The sequence below is a fragment of the Streptomyces sp. NPDC096176 genome, from assembly GCF_044763255.1.
Classification (GTDB): domain Bacteria; phylum Actinomycetota; class Actinomycetes; order Streptomycetales; family Streptomycetaceae; genus Streptomyces.
In genome coordinates this window covers 174,562-190,707 of sequence record NZ_JBIWFV010000010.1, presented here as the reverse complement: position 1 = coordinate 190,707, position 16,146 = coordinate 174,562, and the positions used below count along the sequence as shown (strand labels likewise).

Annotated in this window: 12 protein-coding genes; 7 read left to right on the top strand and 5 right to left on the bottom strand. The window is 70.9% G+C overall.

Features of this window, described 5'->3' with window-relative positions; genetic code table 11:
* Nucleotides 1–52: 52 nt before the first annotated feature.
* Nucleotides 53–775 carry a hydrogen peroxide-dependent heme synthase gene (gene hemQ / locus ACIQ7Q_RS26355; protein WP_403866946.1) on the bottom strand — a complete coding sequence of 241 codons (723 nt, stop codon included), beginning with the start codon at nucleotides 773–775 and terminating at the stop codon, nucleotides 53–55.
* Nucleotides 776–779: 4 nt separating this feature from the next.
* Complete coding sequence (hemG, locus tag ACIQ7Q_RS26350; protein ID WP_403866943.1) at nucleotides 780–2,210, bottom strand: protoporphyrinogen oxidase; 1,431 nt, start codon at nucleotides 2,208–2,210, stop codon at nucleotides 780–782.
* A gap of 130 nt (nucleotides 2,211–2,340) precedes the next feature.
* Here hemG and ACIQ7Q_RS26345 point away from each other — a divergent pair, with 130 nt between their 5' ends.
* Both ACIQ7Q_RS26345 and ACIQ7Q_RS26340 read left to right on the top strand, forming a co-directional pair.
* The gene (locus ACIQ7Q_RS26345) at nucleotides 2,341–3,279 is read left to right on the top strand and encodes a DUF4349 domain-containing protein (protein WP_403866940.1); all 939 of its coding nucleotides are present in this window, start codon (nucleotides 2,341–2,343) and stop codon (nucleotides 3,277–3,279) included.
* 28 nt (nucleotides 3,280–3,307) lie between these two features.
* The gene (locus ACIQ7Q_RS26340; RefSeq protein ID WP_403866937.1) at nucleotides 3,308–4,690 is read left to right on the top strand and encodes an FAD-dependent oxidoreductase; all 1,383 of its coding nucleotides are present in this window, start codon (nucleotides 3,308–3,310) and stop codon (nucleotides 4,688–4,690) included.
* A 56-nt stretch (nucleotides 4,691–4,746) separates the two neighbouring features.
* Here ACIQ7Q_RS26340 and hemE read toward each other — a convergent pair whose 3' ends face one another.
* Entirely contained in the window at nucleotides 4,747–5,811 is a 1,065-nt protein-coding gene (gene hemE, locus ACIQ7Q_RS26335) for a uroporphyrinogen decarboxylase (RefSeq protein WP_403866934.1), read from the bottom strand.
* A gap of 92 nt (nucleotides 5,812–5,903) precedes the next feature.
* On the opposite strand from hemE, the gene ACIQ7Q_RS26330 reads away from it, so the two are divergent.
* The 5 genes from ACIQ7Q_RS26330 to ACIQ7Q_RS26310 all read left to right on the top strand — a co-directional run bounded on the left by ACIQ7Q_RS26330 (nucleotide 5,904) and on the right by ACIQ7Q_RS26310 (nucleotide 12,891).
* Nucleotides 5,904–6,587 (top strand): DUF3000 domain-containing protein, encoded by a 684-nt coding sequence (locus ACIQ7Q_RS26330; RefSeq protein WP_403866931.1) that lies wholly within the window; start codon nucleotides 5,904–5,906, stop codon nucleotides 6,585–6,587.
* Between the two features lie 242 nt (nucleotides 6,588–6,829).
* A complete protein-coding gene (locus ACIQ7Q_RS26325) occupies nucleotides 6,830–7,492 on the top strand; it encodes a response regulator transcription factor (RefSeq protein WP_005310513.1) in 663 nt (220 codons plus the stop codon).
* 78 nt (nucleotides 7,493–7,570) lie between these two features.
* Nucleotides 7,571–8,851, top strand: a complete 1,281-nt coding sequence (locus ACIQ7Q_RS26320) for an HRDC domain-containing protein (protein WP_403866928.1) — start codon at nucleotides 7,571–7,573, stop codon at nucleotides 8,849–8,851.
* Nucleotides 8,852–9,464: 613 nt separating this feature from the next.
* Entirely contained in the window at nucleotides 9,465–10,691 is a 1,227-nt protein-coding gene (locus ACIQ7Q_RS26315) for a thiolase family protein (RefSeq protein WP_403866925.1), read from the top strand.
* Between the two features lie 73 nt (nucleotides 10,692–10,764).
* Entirely contained in the window at nucleotides 10,765–12,891 is a 2,127-nt protein-coding gene (locus ACIQ7Q_RS26310; RefSeq protein WP_403866922.1) for a 3-hydroxyacyl-CoA dehydrogenase NAD-binding domain-containing protein, read from the top strand.
* Nucleotides 12,892–13,006: 115 nt separating this feature from the next.
* On the opposite strand, the gene ACIQ7Q_RS26305 is transcribed toward ACIQ7Q_RS26310, so the two are convergent.
* Both ACIQ7Q_RS26305 and ACIQ7Q_RS26300 read right to left on the bottom strand, forming a co-directional pair.
* Nucleotides 13,007–14,518: a hypothetical protein gene (locus tag ACIQ7Q_RS26305; protein WP_403866919.1), complete on the bottom strand. Its 1,512-nt coding sequence runs from the start codon at nucleotides 14,516–14,518 to the stop codon at nucleotides 13,007–13,009.
* A gap of 43 nt (nucleotides 14,519–14,561) precedes the next feature.
* Complete coding sequence (locus ACIQ7Q_RS26300; RefSeq protein ID WP_403866917.1) at nucleotides 14,562–16,103, bottom strand: hypothetical protein; 1,542 nt, start codon at nucleotides 16,101–16,103, stop codon at nucleotides 14,562–14,564.
* Nucleotides 16,104–16,146 lie beyond the last annotated feature (43 nt).

The window sequence follows — 16,146 nt, the reverse complement described above, 5'->3', positions numbered from 1 at the left end:
TCCGCCTGGAACGGGCGGACACTCAGCCGTCAAGTCGTTCGCGGACGGGACCTTACGCGAGTCCCGCCACGAGGTCGGCCACGCTCTTGCGGCGGCCGGTGTAGAAGGGCACTTCCTCGCGGACGTGCATGCGGGCCTCGGAGGCGCGCAGGTGACGCATCAGGTCGACGATGCGGTACAGCTCGTCCGCCTCGAAGGCCAGCAGCCACTCGTAGTCGCCGAGCGAGAACGAGGCGACCGTGTTGGCCCGGACGTCCGGGTAGCCGCGGGCCATCTTGCCGTGGTCCGCCAGCATCCGGCGGCGGTCCTCGTCGGGCAGCAGGTACCAGTCGTAGGAGCGCACGAACGGGTACACCGAGACGTAGTTGCGCGGCGTCTCGTCGGCAAGGAAGGCCGGAATGTGCGACTTGTTGAACTCGGCGGGGCGGTGCAGCGCCATGTTCGACCACACCGGTTCGAGTGCGCGGCCGAGGCGGGTGCGCCGGAAGCGGTTGTACGCGTCCTGGAGCTCGTCGGCGGTCTCGGCGTGCCACCAGATCATCACGTCGGCGTCGGCGCGCAGCCCGGAGACGTCGTACGTGCCGCGCACGGTGACGTCCTTGGCAGCGAGCTGGTCGAACAGCTCCTGGACCTCGTCGGCGTAGCCGGAGCGCGCCGTGCTGTCATCGGTTAGCACGTCTCGAAGCTTGAAGACGGACCACAGCGTGTACCGGATGACCTCGTTGAGGTCCTTGGCCTTCTTGCCTGCGTTCGGGATCTTTTCTGGCGCACTCATACGGCTATTGTCCCGCGTCCCGATCAGTGCCCCGCGCCAGGGTCGGCGTGGCGAGAATCTCGTCGGCCGCGCGCTGTCCGCTCGCGATGCAGGCGGGGATGCCGACCCCGTCGTACACGGCGCCGCACACCCGGAGGCCCGGCAGCTCGGCGATCTCGTCGCGGATGCGGGCGACGCGGGTGAGGTGGCCCACCGGATACTGCGGCAGGCCGCCGGTCCACCGGGTGACCTCGGTGGCGACCGGACGGGCCGTGAGCCCGACCGCGGCGGCGAGGTCGGTCAGGGAGACGTCGACGAGCTCGGCGTCCTCCCGTTCGAGGGCCTCCTCCTCGCCGTAGCGGCCGACGGAGGTGCGCAGCACGAACAGGTCCCCGGCGCCGCGCGCGACCCAGCCCCACTTGTGGGAGGAGAAGGTGGACGCCTTGATCGTGCGGCCGTCCACGGGCGGGACGAGGAACCCGCTGCCGGCAGGCATCCCGGCCACGTCGGAGCGCCGGAAGGCCATGGTGACCAGCGCCATGGAGGCGTACTCGACCTGTCCCAGCTCGGTCGCCGCGACCGGGGACTCGGCGGCGAGCAGCGCGGACGCGGACCAGGCGGGGGCGGCGAGCACGACGCCATCGGCGGTGAGCGTCTCGCGGTCGGTGCGGATCTGCCAGCCGGTCGCGCCGCGGATCAGGCCGAGGACCGGTGTCTCGGTGCGGATGTCGCCGCCCTGGGCGCGCACGGCGTCGGCGACCGCGCCCGGCAGGGTGCCGATGCCGCCGTCGATGCCCATGAAGACCGGTCCGCCGGCCTGCTGCCCGGCAGCGGCGCGTGTCTGGATGTCGCGTACTCCTTCGAGGAGCGAGGCGTGAGTCCTGGCGGCCTCGAAGAGCTGGGGGACGGCCGCGCGCATCGAGATGCGGTAGGCGTCCCCCGCGTACACCCCGCCGAGGAGGGGTTCGACGAGGCGGTCGACGACCTCTCTGCCGAGGCGTTCGGCGACGTACGCGCCGACGGCCACGTCGTCGCCGAGTTCCGCCGGCGCGAGGTCCTTCTCGTGCTCGATACGGGCGAGGCCCTCCGGCGAGAGCAGTCCGGCGAGCGCGGACGGGTCGCCCGGCACGCCCATCACATGGCCCTTCGGCATGGGCCGCAGTGCGTCACGGGTCCAGACCGAGGAGGCCGCCGTGGCCGGCGGTTCGAGCCGGTCGCCGAGACCGACCGCGCGGGCGAGATCGGTGCCCTCGGTGCGGCGGGCGAGCATCGACTCGGCGCCGAGGTCCACGCGTACGCCCTCGATCTCGCCGGAGTGCAGCTTGCCGCCGACCCGGTCGGTGGCCTCGAGGAGGGTGACGCGCAGGCCGGAGGCGAGCAGCCGGTGCGCGGCGGCGAGACCGGCGATGCCGCCGCCGATGACGACGACGTGACGCGCTGGTGTGTCCACGTTCATGGTCCAACTCTCTCAAACGCCGTTCCGAGTCCCGACCGTGACCGGTTCGGGACCGCAGCCGGGCAACCCGGCCCGGCGCCGCCACGTCGAACCTGCAAACACATTCACCACCCGATCCCGGGGGGCCGGTATGCGTGCACGGCGTGCGTTCGCGGTACTACTTCTCACTGCCTCGCTCGGCCTCGCCGGGTGCGGCGCAGGCAATTCGTCCGGCGACGGCGCGCAGAGCGCGGAGAAACCCGCCGCGGCCGATGCCAAGGAGGGTGCAGCCGGCTCCGGCTACGCCGCCGACGAGGCGGCCGGGAAACCGGCGGAGGGCGGGACGGGGCAGGACGGCGCCGCGAAACCGTCCGTGCTGCCGAAGGCACACGTCATCCGCACCGCCGAGCTCGCCGTCGAGGTCAAGGACGCCACGAAGGCGCTCGCCGCCGCCCGGCGTTCGGCGGAGAGCGCCGGCGGCCGGGTCGAGAACGAGAGCACGGAGCGGATCGACGACACGCACATCACCTCCCATGTCGTGCTGCGCGTCCCCCAGGAGCGGTACGACTCCGTCCTGGCCGAACTCGCGGGCGCCGGCAAGCTGTTGACCCGTCAGGCCGAGGCGAAGGATGTCACCGACCAGGTGGTGGACGTGGAGAGCCGCATCGCGACGCAGCGGGCGAGCGTGGCCAGAGTGCGGGTGCTGATGGACCGGGCGACGAAGCTGTCCGACGTCGTCGCCCTGGAAGGGCAGCTGAGCACCCGACAGGCCGATCTCGAGTCGCTGCTGGCGCAGCAGGCGGCGCTGAACGACCGTACGTCCCTGGCGACGATCACGCTGACGCTCTCGGAGAAGGAACGCGAGGAGCCCAAGAAGGAGGACGACGGCCCCGGCTTCCTGGACGCGCTCGGCGGCGGCTGGGACGCGCTGGTCGCGACGCTGCGCTGGATCACGGTGGCGGTCGGCGCAGTGGCGCCGTTCGCCGCGGTGGGAGCAGTGCTCTACGTGCTGTGGCGGTGTCTGGTGCGGCCCCGGCTGCGCAAGCGTCCCGCCGCCGCTCCCCCGGCGGCGCCGGCCGCGCGGGACTGAACCTCCGCTTGTTTGTAGCGTGTTCCCCATGACAGCAACCGAGCGTCTGGTAATCATCGGGGGCGATGCGGCGGGCATGTCCGCCGCATCGCAGGCACGCAGGATGAAGAGCGCGGGCGAACTGGAGATCGTGGCCTTCGAGCGCGGTCACTTCAGCTCGTTCTCCGCGTGCGGCATCCCGTACTGGGTGAGCGGCGACGTGGCCGAGCGCGACGAGCTGATCGCCCGGTCACCGGAGGAGCACCGCGAACGCGCCATCGATCTGCGGATGCGCACCGAGGTGACGGAGATCGACGTCCCGGGCGGGCGGGTGTGCTCGCGCGACCTGGCGAGCGGTGCGGAGTCCTGGACCGGCTACGACAAGCTGGTGATCGCCACCGGCGCCCGGCCCGTACGCCCCGCGCTTCCCGGCATCGACGCGCCGGGCGTCCACGGAGTACAGACCCTCGACGACGGTCAGGCGCTGCTGGACACCCTCACCCGGACCGAGGGGCGGCGCGCGGTGGTCGTGGGCGCCGGATACATCGGCGTCGAGATGGCGGAGGCGCTGCTCAAGCGGGGCTACGAGGTCACGGTCGTCGACCGCGGTGAGCAGCCCATGTCCACGCTCGACCCGGACATGGGCCGGCTGGTCCGCGAAGCGATGTCCGGGATGGGCATCACGACGGTCTCAGGAACGGCCGTCACCAAGATCCTGATGGGCGACGACGGCCGCGTCCGTGCGGTCGCGACCGACGACGCCGAGTACCCGGCGGACGTGGTCGTCCTCGGGATCGGCGTCGAACCGGAGACCGGCCTGGCCCGCGCGGCTGGCCTGCCGCTGGGCCGCCACGGCGGCCTCCTCACCGACCTGGCGATGCGGGTCCGCGGCCACGACAACATCTGGGCGGGAGGCGACTGCGTCGAGGTCCTCGACCTCGTCTCCGGCCGCGAACGCCACATCGCGCTCGGCACCCACGCGAACAAGCACGGCCAGATCATCGGCGCGAACGCGGGCGGCGGCTACGGCAGTTTCCCGGGCGTGGTCGGCACGGCGGTCAGCAAGGTCTGCGAACTGGAGATCGCCCGCACGGGCCTGCGCGAGAAGGACGCGCGTGCGGTGGGCCTGCAGTACGTGACGGCGACGATCGAGTCGACGAGCCGCGCCGGCTACTTCCCCGGCGCGGCCCCCATGACGGTCAAGATGCTCGCGGAACGCCGTACGGGCCGCCTGCTGGGCGTCCAGATCGTGGGCCGCGAGGGCGCCGGCAAGCGCGTCGACATCGCTGCGGTGGCGTTGACGGCCCGCATGACGGTCGAACAGATGACAACCCTGGACCTCGGCTACGCCCCGCCGTTCTCCCCGGTCTGGGACCCGGTCCTCGTCGCGGCCCGCAAGGCGACGACGGCGGTCCGGAAGGCTGGGATTTAGAGCTGCGGCGGCACCGGGCCCGGGCAGCCGCACCCGGAGCCTGTCACGTCTGACGCCTACCGCGCCGTCTGCTCGTGCACGTACGCAACCAGGCGGGTCAGTGCCTCCGGGTCCGTGGTCGGGAGGACGCCGTGGCCGAGGTTGAAGATGTGGCCCTCCAGTCCGGCCGCCGCGTCCAGGACCTCGCGGGTCCGCCGCTCCACGGCCTCCGGGGTGGAGAACAGCACGGCCGGGTCCAGGTTCCCCTGGAGCGCCTTGCCGGGCCCGACCCGGCGTGCGGCCTCGTCCAGCGGGACGCGCCAGTCGACGCCGACCACGTCCGCGCCCGCCTCGCCCATCAGGCCAAGGAGCTCGCCCGTACCCACACCGAAGTGGATGCGGGGCACACCGTAGGACGCGACGGACTCGAAGACCTTCGCCGACGCCGGCATCACCGAGCGCCGGTAGTCCGCGGGGGCGAGGGCGCCGACCCACGAGTCGAAGAGCTGGACCGCGGAGGCGCCCGCCTCGATCTGGACCTTCAGGAAGGCGGAGGTGATCTCCGCGAGCCGGTCCAGCAGGTCGGCCCACAGCTGCGGGTCGCCGTACATGAGGGCCTTGGTGTGCTCGTGGTTGCGCGACGGGCCGCCCTCCACGAGGTAGCTCGCGAGGGTGAACGGCGCTCCCGCGAACCCGATCAGCGGAGTCGAGCCGAGCTCACGGGTCAGCATGCCCATCGCCTCGGTGACGTACGGGACGTCCTCCGGCGTGAGGTTCCGCAGTCGCGCGAGGTCCGCGCGGGTACGGATCGGCTCCGCGACCACCGGGCCGACGCCCGGCTTGATGTCGAGGTCGATACCGATCGCCTTCAGCGGCACCACGATGTCGCTGAAGAAGATCGCCGCGTCGACCTTGTGCCGCCGTACCGGCTGCAGCGTGATCTCTGTGACGAGCTCGGGCCGCATGCACGACTCGAGCATCGGGATGCCCTCGCGCACCTTCATGTACTCGGGCAGTGAGCGCCCCGCCTGACGCATGAACCAGACCGGCGTGTGCGGCACCGGCTCGCGGCGGCACGCCTTCATGAAAGCGGAGTCGTACGTCGTCGTCTGGTGGCCCAGGGGGCGGATGTTGGCGCTCACGCCCTGAATCTTCGCATGCAGGCGAGAAGTGGCTGCCCCGGCCCGGGTGTCCCTCCCTGCGCGAAGCGCCCGTTCCGCCTACTCTTCCCCGCATGGCTGCGGCTCAGGGACATTTTTCCGATCATTCCAACAGCGCTGAGGACAAGGGGAGCGCCGAAGCGAGCGCCGAACCCGATGCCGTGCCGCACGCGTTCCGTCAGGCGGTCGAGGCGCTGCGGTCGGCACGGCTGCGGCCGGAACTCGAGATCGAACCGACGCGGCCTCCGCAGCGGCTCGCCCCACACGCGTACGCGCTGGAGGCGGCGGTCGTCGACGGCGACGACGATCTGGCGGACGGCCGTCTGGTGCTGCTGCACGAGCCGGCGGGCCACGAGGCGTGGCAGGGCACGTTCCGGATGGTGACGCTGGTGCGCGCGGAATTGGAACCGGAGATGGCGGCCGACCCGCTGCTTCCCGAGGTGTGCTGGTCATGGCTGACCGGCGCGCTGGAGGCGCGCGGGCTGTCGTACGGGGAGCCGAGCGGCACCGTCACCCGCGCGGGGTCTCACTATTTCGGAGGACTCGCGGACCGCCGTCCCGCGACCCAGATCGAGATCCGTGCGTCATGGACCCCGCGCGAGGGCCAGGGCGGCGTCCCGGACACCGCCGCACACCTTGTGGCCTGGTGCGATCTGCTCTGTCAGGTCGCCGGCCTGCCGCCGTCGCCTGCGGGTCCGGCGGACAACGCGACGGGTGTGGTGAGCCTGCCGCAGCGCCGCGGCCCGCAGCAGGCCTGAAAGGGGCGGGCCGCGGTTCGGGGAGACTGGCCGCGGCCGTACGCAGGAACGTCGCGCTGGAACGGTTCGCTCGTAGGATGATCGATCGCCTGTCCGAATTGCCCCGATAATTACTCACCAAATCGTGATCATTCTCTAAAGGCGGACGGGTTTGGTGCCGAAGAGGTCAATGACCTAACTGCACGGTTCGCCCCGGCTTCATCCCCGAGCCGGCTCCGTCCCGCACCTTTCCAGGAGGCCTGGTGTCCGTTCTTCTCGAGCAGCCCGCAAGCCTGGTCGCCTACCGCCCGAACAAACCGACGGCCATGGTCGTCGTGGCCGACCCGCGCGTCCGTTCCACCGTCACCCGCCACCTGTGGGCACTCGGAGTCCGTGACGTCATCGAGGCATCGTCCATCGCGGAGGCACGTCCCCGCGTCGGCAACCCGCGCGACATCTGCGTGGCCGACGTCCACCTGCCCGACGGTTCCGGGCTGACCCTCCTCTCCGAGACCCGCGCGGCGGGCTGGCCCAACGGCCTGGCGCTGTCCGCGGCCGACGACATCGGCGCCGTGCGCAACGCCCTGGCCGGCGGTGTCAAGGGCTACGTCGTCACCGGCACCCGTACCAACATCGGACACCCCACCCGCCCCGGCGCCGCCCCCATCGGCGCTGCGGCGAACCGTATGCACCGCCGCCCCCCGGGTGCCCCGAGCCACCCGGGCGGCTACCGCGAGCTGTCCGGCCGGGAGGTCGAGGTGCTGCGCCTCGTCGCCGAGGGGCAGTCCAACAAGGCCATCGGCGTCTCGATGGGCCTGTCCGCGCTGACCGTCAAGAGCCACCTCGCACGTATCGCACGCAAGCTGGGCACGGGCGACCGGGCCGGAATGGTGGCCGTGGCACTGCGCACCGGAATCATCCACTGATCCCCTGACATGTCTTCCGCGCCCGTCGACGGAACGTTCCGTCGACGGGCGCGTTCCGTTCACAGATACCCTTGACACGTGACCGACGCCCAAGAGACCGCAGCAGACACAGCACTGCGAACCACCGGGGGCGCTCCCTCGGACGACGTCGAATCGGCGCCGATCCCGCTGTTGGAGCCCAGAGAGGGCATCCCGCCGGTGGTCGCCGACGAGGACGCCCTCGCCGAGGTGATCGCCGCCTTCGCGGCGGGCACCGGCCCCGTCGCCGTCGACGCCGAGCGCGCGTCCGGCTACCGGTACGGCCAGCGTGCCTACCTCGTACAGCTGCGCCGCGAGGGGGCGGGCACCGCGCTCATCGACCCGGTCGGCTGCCCCGACCTGGCGGGGCTCGGTGACGCGCTCGCCGACGCGGAGTGGATCCTGCACGCCGCCACCCAGGACCTGCCGTGCCTGCGCGAAATAGGCATGGTGCCCACCCGGATCTTCGACACCGAGCTCGCCGGGCGGCTCGGCGGCTTCCCGCGGGTCGGTCTCGGGGCGATGGTCGAGGGCGTCCTCGGCTACGCCCTGGAGAAGGGCCACTCGGCGGTCGACTGGTCCACCCGCCCGCTGCCCGAGCCCTGGCTGCGTTACGCGGCACTCGACGTGGAGCTCCTGGTCGACCTCCGCGACGCGCTGGAGAAGGACCTGGACCGGCAGGGCAAGCTCGAATGGGCCCGCCAGGAGTTCGACGCGATCGCGTCCGCCCCGCCGCCGCCCCCGCGCCGCGACCCCTGGCGGCGTACGTCCGGGATGCACAAGGTGCGCCGGCGCCGGCAGATGGCGGTGGTACGGGAGATGTGGACGGTCCGCGACCGGGTCGCCCAGCGCCGTGATGTGTCCCCCGGCAAGGTGCTCAGCGACGCCGCGATCGTGGAGGCGGCGCTCGCGCTGCCCGCGAACGTGCACGCGCTCACGGCGCTCCCCGGGTTCGGGCACCGGATGGGCCGGCGCCAGCTCGAGCAGTGGCAGGCCGCGGTCGAGCGGGCGAAGGCCCTCCCCGACTCCGAGCTGCCGCAGCCCGGCCAGCCGCTGAACGGCCCGCCGCCGCCGCGGTCGTGGGCCGACAAGGACCCGGCCGCCGCCTCGCGGCTCTCCGCCGCGCGCGCGGCGATCTCCGCGCTGGCGGAAGAGCTGAACATGCCGCAGGAGAACCTGATCACGCCGGACACGGTGCGGCGGGTGTGCTGGGAGCCGCCGGTCGTCGAGGTGTCGGTGGCGACGGTCGCGGACGCGCTGACCGAGCTGGGCGCGCGCCCATGGCAGGTCGAACAGGTCGCGCCCCTGCTGACGGAGGCACTGAGCGCGGGCTCGGCGTAACCGGGGGCGCCCTCGGCGCCCTTGTCAGAGCTGCGCCCCGAACCCCGCCGCCTCGAACGCCGGCGAGGCTGAAGGTCGCCCGCCGGCGGGGCCGGGTCGTCGCACAGCGGAAAGATCGGCCCGGCTGCTGACCAGCCCCCAAGGGTGTGAACCACCCGCGGACAGGGCGGAGCCCGACGGAGAAAGCCGGTTCCAGCCTTCAGGCCGCCGGGGGCAGGCCCGAGGCACCGGGGCCCCGTACCCGGAACGATGGAGCCCCCAAAGCGCCGCGCACACGCAGTCGCGGTCCGGGCGGAGCCCAATGGGAAGGAGCCGGCGCCCACGGCCGCCAAGCCGCAGGGCCGAGGCGCCGGGTGCCCCCGGGGGCGGAGCCCCCGCGCCCCCGCGAGGGATGCCGCACCGGGTCCGGGCAGAGCCCGGTTTCGGAGAGGGGCGGGGAGGGGAAAAAGCCCGCCGCGGGCGTCGCCCCGTGCCCGGCGCCCGTGTGACGTTCACCGCTCCCGCCCCCGGGACTGTGCACTCCGGTTACCCGCAAGTAGCATGAGGGAAGCAAGCGCACGCTCAGGCGTGTGCGCCGCAGCAGTGCCACCCCGCACCCTGGAGGAGAGCCATCGTGCCTCGTACCGTCAGGGACGTCGTCTTCGTCGACGGCGTCCGCACCCCGTTCGGCAAGGCGGGCCCGAAGGGCATCTACCACGAGACCCGCGCCGACGATCTCGTCGTGAAGGCCATCCGGGAGCTGCTGCGCCGCAACCCGGCTCTCGACCCGAAGAAGATCGACGAGGTCGCCATCGCCGCGACCACGCAGATCGGTGACCAGGGTCTGACCCTCGGCCGTACCGCCGGCATCCTCGCCGGTCTGCCGCAGTCCGTGCCCGGCTACTCGATCGACCGTATGTGCGCGGGCGCGCTGACCGCCGTCACGAGCGTCGCCGGTTCCATCGCGTTCGGCGCGTACGACGCCGTCATCGCCGGTGGTGTCGAGCACATGGGCCGCCACCCCATGGGTGAGGGCGTCGACCCGAACCCGCGCTTCGTCAGCGAGAAGCTCGTCGACGAGTCGGCCCTCTTCATGGGCATGACCGCGGAGAACCTGCACGACCGGTACCCGCACATCACCAAGCAGCGCACCGACGAGTACGCGGTGCGTTCGCAGGAGAAGGCCGCGAAGGCGTACGCCGACGGCAAGATCCAGCAGGACCTCGTGCCGGTCTCTGTGCGCCGTACCAACGCCGAGGCCGGCGAGACCGGCTGGGGCCTCGTCACCGCCGACGAGCCGATGCGCCCGGGCACCACGCTCGAGTCGCTCGCGAACCTGAAGACGCCGTTCCGCGTCCACGGCCGCGTCACCGCCGGCAACGCCGCGGGCCTGAACGACGGCGCCACCGCCTCGATCATCGCCTCCGAGGACTTCGCCCGCGAGAACGGCCTGCCGGTCAAGATGCGCCTCGTCTCGTACGCCTTCGCCGGCGTCGAGCCCGAGGTCATGGGCTACGGCCCGATCCCGTCGACCGAGAAGGCACTCGCCCAGGCGGGCCTGTCGATCGAGGACATCAACCTCTTCGAGATCAACGAGGCCTTCGCCGTCCAGGTCCTCGCCTTCCTGGACCACTACGGCATCGCCGACGACGACCCGCGCGTCAACCAGTACGGCGGCGCCATCGCGTACGGCCACCCGCTGGCTTCCTCCGGCGTGCGTCTGATGACGCAGCTGGCCCGCCAGTTCGAGGAGCAGCCCGAGGTGCGCTACGGCCTGACCACCATGTGCGTCGGCTTCGGCATGGGCGCCACGGTCATCTGGGAGAACCCGAACCACAAGGACGCCGGAGGCAACAAGTGAGCGAGCGCAGCGAGCGAACAATGAAAAGGTGCAGCACGTGCGAATGCTCGACCGAGCGAAGCGAGGGAGCGGCATGAGCACCACCGAACTCCTGAAGGGCGCGGCCGAGCTGTTCCCGGACGAGGTCGTCACCAGCGCGCACGTACGCCACCTCGACCTCCCCTCCGGCGCCGGGCGCTTCGCGCTCATCACGCTGGACAACGGCCTGGACCACACCAAGCCGACCACCTTCGGCCCGCAGTCGCTCGCGAACCTGAACGCCGCGATCGACCAGGTCGAGGTCGAGGCCGAGGCCGGCGACATCGTCGGTGTCGGCGTCACCGGCAAGCCGTTCATCTTCGCGGTCGGCGCCGACCTCAAGGGCGTCGAGCTGCTGAAGCAGCACTCCGACGCGCTGGCCATCGGCAAGGGCGGCCACGACGTCTTCAAGCGCCTCGCCGGCCTCGCGGTCCCGACCTTCGCGTACTACAACGGCGCGGCCATGGGCGGCGGTGTCGAGGTCGGTCTGCACTGCTCGTACCGCACGGTCTCCCAGGCGATCCCGGCCTTCTCGCTGCCCGAGGTCTTCCTCGGTCTCGTCCCCGGCTGGGGCGGCTGCACGATCCTGCCGAACCTGATCGGCGCCGACCGCGCGGTCTCGGTCATCATCGAGAACTCGCTCAACCAGAACAAGCAGCTCAAGGGCGCTCAGGTCCACGAGCTGGGCATCGCCGACGCGATCTTCGAGGGCGCCGACTTCCTCGAGCAGTCCCTCATCTGGACGGCGTCCGTCCTCAAGGGCGAGATCGTCGTCGAACGCGCAGACGTCGACCGCGGTGAGGGCTGGGACCAGGCCGTCGCCCGCGGCCGGTTCATCGCCGACTCCAAGGTGCACGGCGCGGCCCCGGCCGCCTACCGCGCCCTCGACATCATCGAGGCGTCCAAGGACGGCGACCTGCAGAAGGGCTTCGACGCCGAGGACCAGGCCCTGGCCGACCTCATCATGGGCGGCGAACTGCGCTCCGGCATCTACGCGTTCAACCTGGTGCAGAAGCGCGCCAAGCGTCCCGCCGGAGCGCCGGACAAGAGCCTGGCCCGCCCGGTCACCAAGGTCGGCGTCGTCGGCGCCGGCCTGATGGCCTCTCAGCTCGCGCTGCTGTTCCTGCGCCGCCTCGAGGTGCCGGTCGTGCTGACCGACATCGACCAGGAGCGTGTCGACAAGGGTGTGGGCTACGTCCAGGCCGAGATCGACAAGCTGCTCGGCAAGGGCCGCATCAACCAGGACAAGGCCAACCGCCTCAAGGCTCTGGTGAGCGGTGTGCTCGACAAGGCCGAGGGTTTCGCGGACGCGGACTTCATCATCGAGGCCGTGTTCGAGGAGATGGGTGTCAAGCAGAAGGTGTTCGCGGAGGTCGAGGCGGTCGCCCCGGCGCACGCGATCCTCGCCACCAACACCTCCTCCCTCTCCGTGTCGGAGATGGCGTCGAAGCTGAAGAACCCCGAGCGGGTCGTCGGCTTCCACTTCTTCAACCCGGTCGCGATCCTCCCGCTGCTGGAGATCGTCCGCGGTGAGAAGACGGACGACGCGTCGCTGGCCACCGCTTTCGGTGTCGCGAAGAAGCTGAAGAAGACCGCGGTCCTCACCAAGGACGCCCCGGCGTTCGTCGTGAACCGCATCCTCACCCGCTTCATGGGCGAGATCCAGAACGTCATCGACGAGGGCACTCCGGTGGCGACCGCGGAGAAGGCGATCGAGCCGCTCGGTCTGCCGATGTCCCCGCTGGTCCTGCTGGAGCTGGTCGGCCCGGCCATCGGCCTGCACGTCTCCGAGACCCTGAACCGCGCTTTCCCGGAGCGTTTCAAGGTCTCCCCCAACCTGAAGGCCGTCGTCGAGGCCGGTAAGCGCGGCTTCTACGTCTACGACTCGGGCAAGCCCGAGCTGGACCCGGAGGTCGCGGCCCTCCTCAAGCAGGGCGACAGCGTCCTGACGGAGGAGCAGGTCCGCGACCGCGTCCTGGACGCCGTCGCGCAGGAGATCGGCCTGATGCTGGAGGAGGGTGTCGTGGCCGAGGCCCAGGACATCGACCTCTGCCTGATCACGGGTGCCGGCTGGCCCTTCCACCTGGGCGGCATCACGCCGTACCTGGACCGCGAGGGTGTCTCGGAGCGGGTGAACGGCAAGCGGTTCCTGGCGCAGGGCGTGGCGAGCGTTCCCGCGTAACGCCTGCACGGAAACGTAAGAAGAGGGCTCCCGCTCGTGCGGGGGCCCTCTTCTTCTGATTCTTCTGTGCCGCGTCGGATCAGGCCCCCGCGCGCGGGGCGCCGTGCCGCGCGGGTCAGTAGCCGAAGTGCGACGCCCCGGCCGCAACGGGCAGCACCGCGAAGGGAACGAGGGCCGCCGGGGACTCCATGCCGTTCACGTCCACGGCGAACACCTCCACGGTGTGCATGCCCTCCTGCCAGGGCCAGCCGGAGTCCCACGTCCACCGTCCATCGGCCGCGACCGGGCTACCGCCCAGGAGGGTGCCGCCCGCTCTGAACCCCACTCGCGAGGCTCCGGGCGCGAAGCCGGCGAACTGCACTGCTGCCCCCATGAGTTGCTCGTACGCCTCGGGAGCCCGGACCACCGGCGCCCCCGCCGGCTGCCCGTGCACACCCGGCGCGACGCTCTGGGCACCGGTCGGCACCTGCATCCCGGGCACGACGACGGCCGCCGCCGCGTCCTCCGTGGTGAACGCGACCTCGACCCCCTTCGTGTGGCCTCCCGCCGCATCCCATGCGACGCACTTGACCCGGTGTTCGCCCTTGCTCCACGGCTTGCTCAGTTTCCAGGACCAGGTTCCGTCCGGCGCCACGGAAGGCGATCCCAGGAACTTGCCGCGTTCCCACAGGCTCACCCGTACGGCGCCCATGGCGGTGCCACTGAAGTACACGCCGTCCCGGGGAGTTCGGGTATGGGGCAGCGGGTGCAGGACGACGGGCGGCGGGATGTCGGTTCCCTTGTCCCGAGAGTTCGCGGACAGGTAGGCGTCGATGGCCGACCTGTCGCGGTCCGGCTCCTCGTAGCCATTGCGCACCATGCCCAGCCGCGGGGGGAGTCCGTCGGCGAGCATGTTCACGAGTCCCATGAGGAACGGCACATTCCGTCGGGTGACCTGGGCGTGGCCTGTGATGAAGGGGGACTCGCTGTAGATGAAGTTGAAGTTGTCGTATCCCTGGAAGAGCGCCAGGAAAGGCTCGACCTGCTCCGGGAACTGCTCGTCCTGCGGCGAGGAGAGCAGGTAGATGTTGGTGTGCCGGCTGGCGTTGGACCGTACGAGGTCGGGAATGATCGAGTCGACGATCCGTACATTCTCCTGCGGCACCCCCTCGCCGAGCATGAACCGGGCGACCTTGGGGTGCACCTTCTGCACATAGGTGCCGACGAGGAACTGCGGCACCAGGGAGACGATGTTGCGGAACCCGTAGCGCAGGCCGAAGAAGAGAGCCGCGCTGCCGCCCTTCGAGCCACCCCACATCGTGACGTCGTCCGGTGTCAGGTCCAGGGCCTTCATCACCTTGGTGATGACGCCGGCCACGGACTGTTCCAGGGCGAAGTCCATGTCCTTGCACAGGTAGTAGCTGTTCATGCCGTGGAACTTGTCGCGGATCCACAGGATGTTGGCCCGCACCGGGTCGAACACGCCGTTCGACCAGCCGTAGTCGTCAGTGACCGCGAAGTTGGCGAACACGACGACCAGATGCCGGTTGCCGCCCTTCGCGTGGGAGAACCGGTACTCGACGGGATACGCACCGGAGGTGTCGATCCCCTGGATCAGCTCGCGACCCTTCGACGCTGCTTTGGGCATGTGTGGCTTCCACTCGTGAGTTGTTCGAAATCGACGAAGGTGTTCAGTGCCGCGGGCTGAAGTACCCGGCCGGTTCGGACGCGTTCATGACGGTGAAGGTCACCGTGGCCGGCGGGGACTCCCCGCCGTTCGCGTCCACCCCGATGACCTCGACCAGGTGCGGCCCCGGTGGCCACGCCCAGCCCGGCTCCCAGATCCAGGCGCCGTCCGGCCGGACCCCGCTCCCGCCCAGCAGCGCACCGTTCTGCCGGAATCGGACCTGCACCGCACCCGCGGCGGCGCCGTGGAAGGCGACCGTGGTCCCCGCCACCGCCTGCTGCGGGCCAGGTGCCGAGACGACCGGCGTCGGCACGCCAGGTGCGGCGGGGGCAGGTCCTCGCACCGGCGCCGGCGTGCCGTGCGGGACGCCTGTGGCCACGGCCTCGGCGGGAACCGCCGTCGGGGCGGTGGCGGCCCCGTCCGCCGCCGTGAAGGGGATCTCCGTCGTCGGCGAGTGGTACCCGGCCGGGTCCACGGCGAAAATCTTGACGCGGTGCTCCCCCTTCGCCCATGGCTTGGCCGGCTCCCAGGTCCAGGTGCCGTCCGGGGCCACGGGCGGCGAACCCAGGAACTTGCCCTTCTCCCACAGGCTCACCCGGACCGCCCCCGAGGCGTAGCCGGTGAAGCGCGAACCGGTGAGCGGCACCAGGCCGCCCGCCGCCGGAACACTCACCATCGGGGGCGGGAACGCGTCCGCCTGCACCTTGGCGGTGGAGGCGAGGAAGGTGTCGATGGCCGACGTGTCCCGGTCGGGCTCCTCGTAGCCGTTGCGGATCGTGCCGATGCGCGGCGCGATTCCGTCGACCAGCAGGTAGCCGATCCCCAGGAGGGGCGGCACGTTCCGCACGGTCACCTTGTTGTGCTCCGTGATGAACGGGGACTCGCTGAAGACGAAGTTGAAGTTGGGGTACCGCTGCAGCATCCCGAGGAAGGGCTCGATCTGGGTGGGGTACTGCTCGTCCTGCGGGGACGACACCAGGTAGATGTTGGCCTCCTGGTTCGCGCCCGCCATCAGCAGATCGGGGAGGACGGAGTCGAGGGACCGCACGTCCTGCTCGGCGAGGCCCTCCCCCATCACGCTCCGGCCGACCTTCGGATAGACGTCCCGGACGAAGGTGCCGATGCGGAACTGCGGCGCGGACGCCACGATGTTCCGGAAGCCGTACCGCAGCCCGAAGTAGAGGGCCGCGCTGCCGCCCTTGGAACTGCCCCACAGCGTGACGTCGTTCGGGGTCAGGTCGAGGGACTTCATCACTCTGGCGATGAGGTCGATCACGGACCTCTCGACGCCGAAGTCCATCTCCCTGCACAGGTAATAGGTGAGCCCGCCCGCGAAACGGTCGCGGATCCAGAGGATGTTGGACCGCAGGTCGTCGAGGACTCCGGTCGACCAGCCGTAGTCGTCCGGAGCGGCAAGGTTGGCGAACACCACCGTGAGGTGGCGGTTGCCCTTCTTGGCATGGGCGAACCGGTACTCGACGGGATACACACCGGACGTGTCGATCCCGGTGACGATGTCGCGCCCCTTCGACGCTGCTTTGGGCATGTGCGGCTTTCCTCGTGAGTAGTTCGGATTCGGCGCCGTGGGC

Bases quoted from the DNA above. Each gene is read 5' to 3' on its own strand.
- hemQ (WP_403866946.1), bottom strand. From the start codon at position 775: ATGAGTGCGCCAGAAAAGATCCCGAACGCAGGCAAGAAGGCCAAGGAC.
- hemG (WP_403866943.1), bottom strand. From the start codon at position 2,210: ATGAACGTGGACACACCAGCGCGTCACGTCGTCGTCATCGGCGGCGGC.
- ACIQ7Q_RS26345 (WP_403866940.1), top strand. From the start codon at position 2,341: ATGCGTGCACGGCGTGCGTTCGCGGTACTACTTCTCACTGCCTCGCTC.
- ACIQ7Q_RS26340 (WP_403866937.1), top strand. From the start codon at position 3,308: ATGACAGCAACCGAGCGTCTGGTAATCATCGGGGGCGATGCGGCGGGC.
- ACIQ7Q_RS26330 (WP_403866931.1), top strand. From the start codon at position 5,904: ATGGCTGCGGCTCAGGGACATTTTTCCGATCATTCCAACAGCGCTGAG.
- ACIQ7Q_RS26310 (WP_403866922.1), top strand. From the start codon at position 10,765: ATGAGCACCACCGAACTCCTGAAGGGCGCGGCCGAGCTGTTCCCGGAC.
- ACIQ7Q_RS26305 (WP_403866919.1), bottom strand. From the start codon at position 14,518: ATGCCCAAAGCAGCGTCGAAGGGTCGCGAGCTGATCCAGGGGATCGAC.
- ACIQ7Q_RS26300 (WP_403866917.1), bottom strand. From the start codon at position 16,103: ATGCCCAAAGCAGCGTCGAAGGGGCGCGACATCGTCACCGGGATCGAC.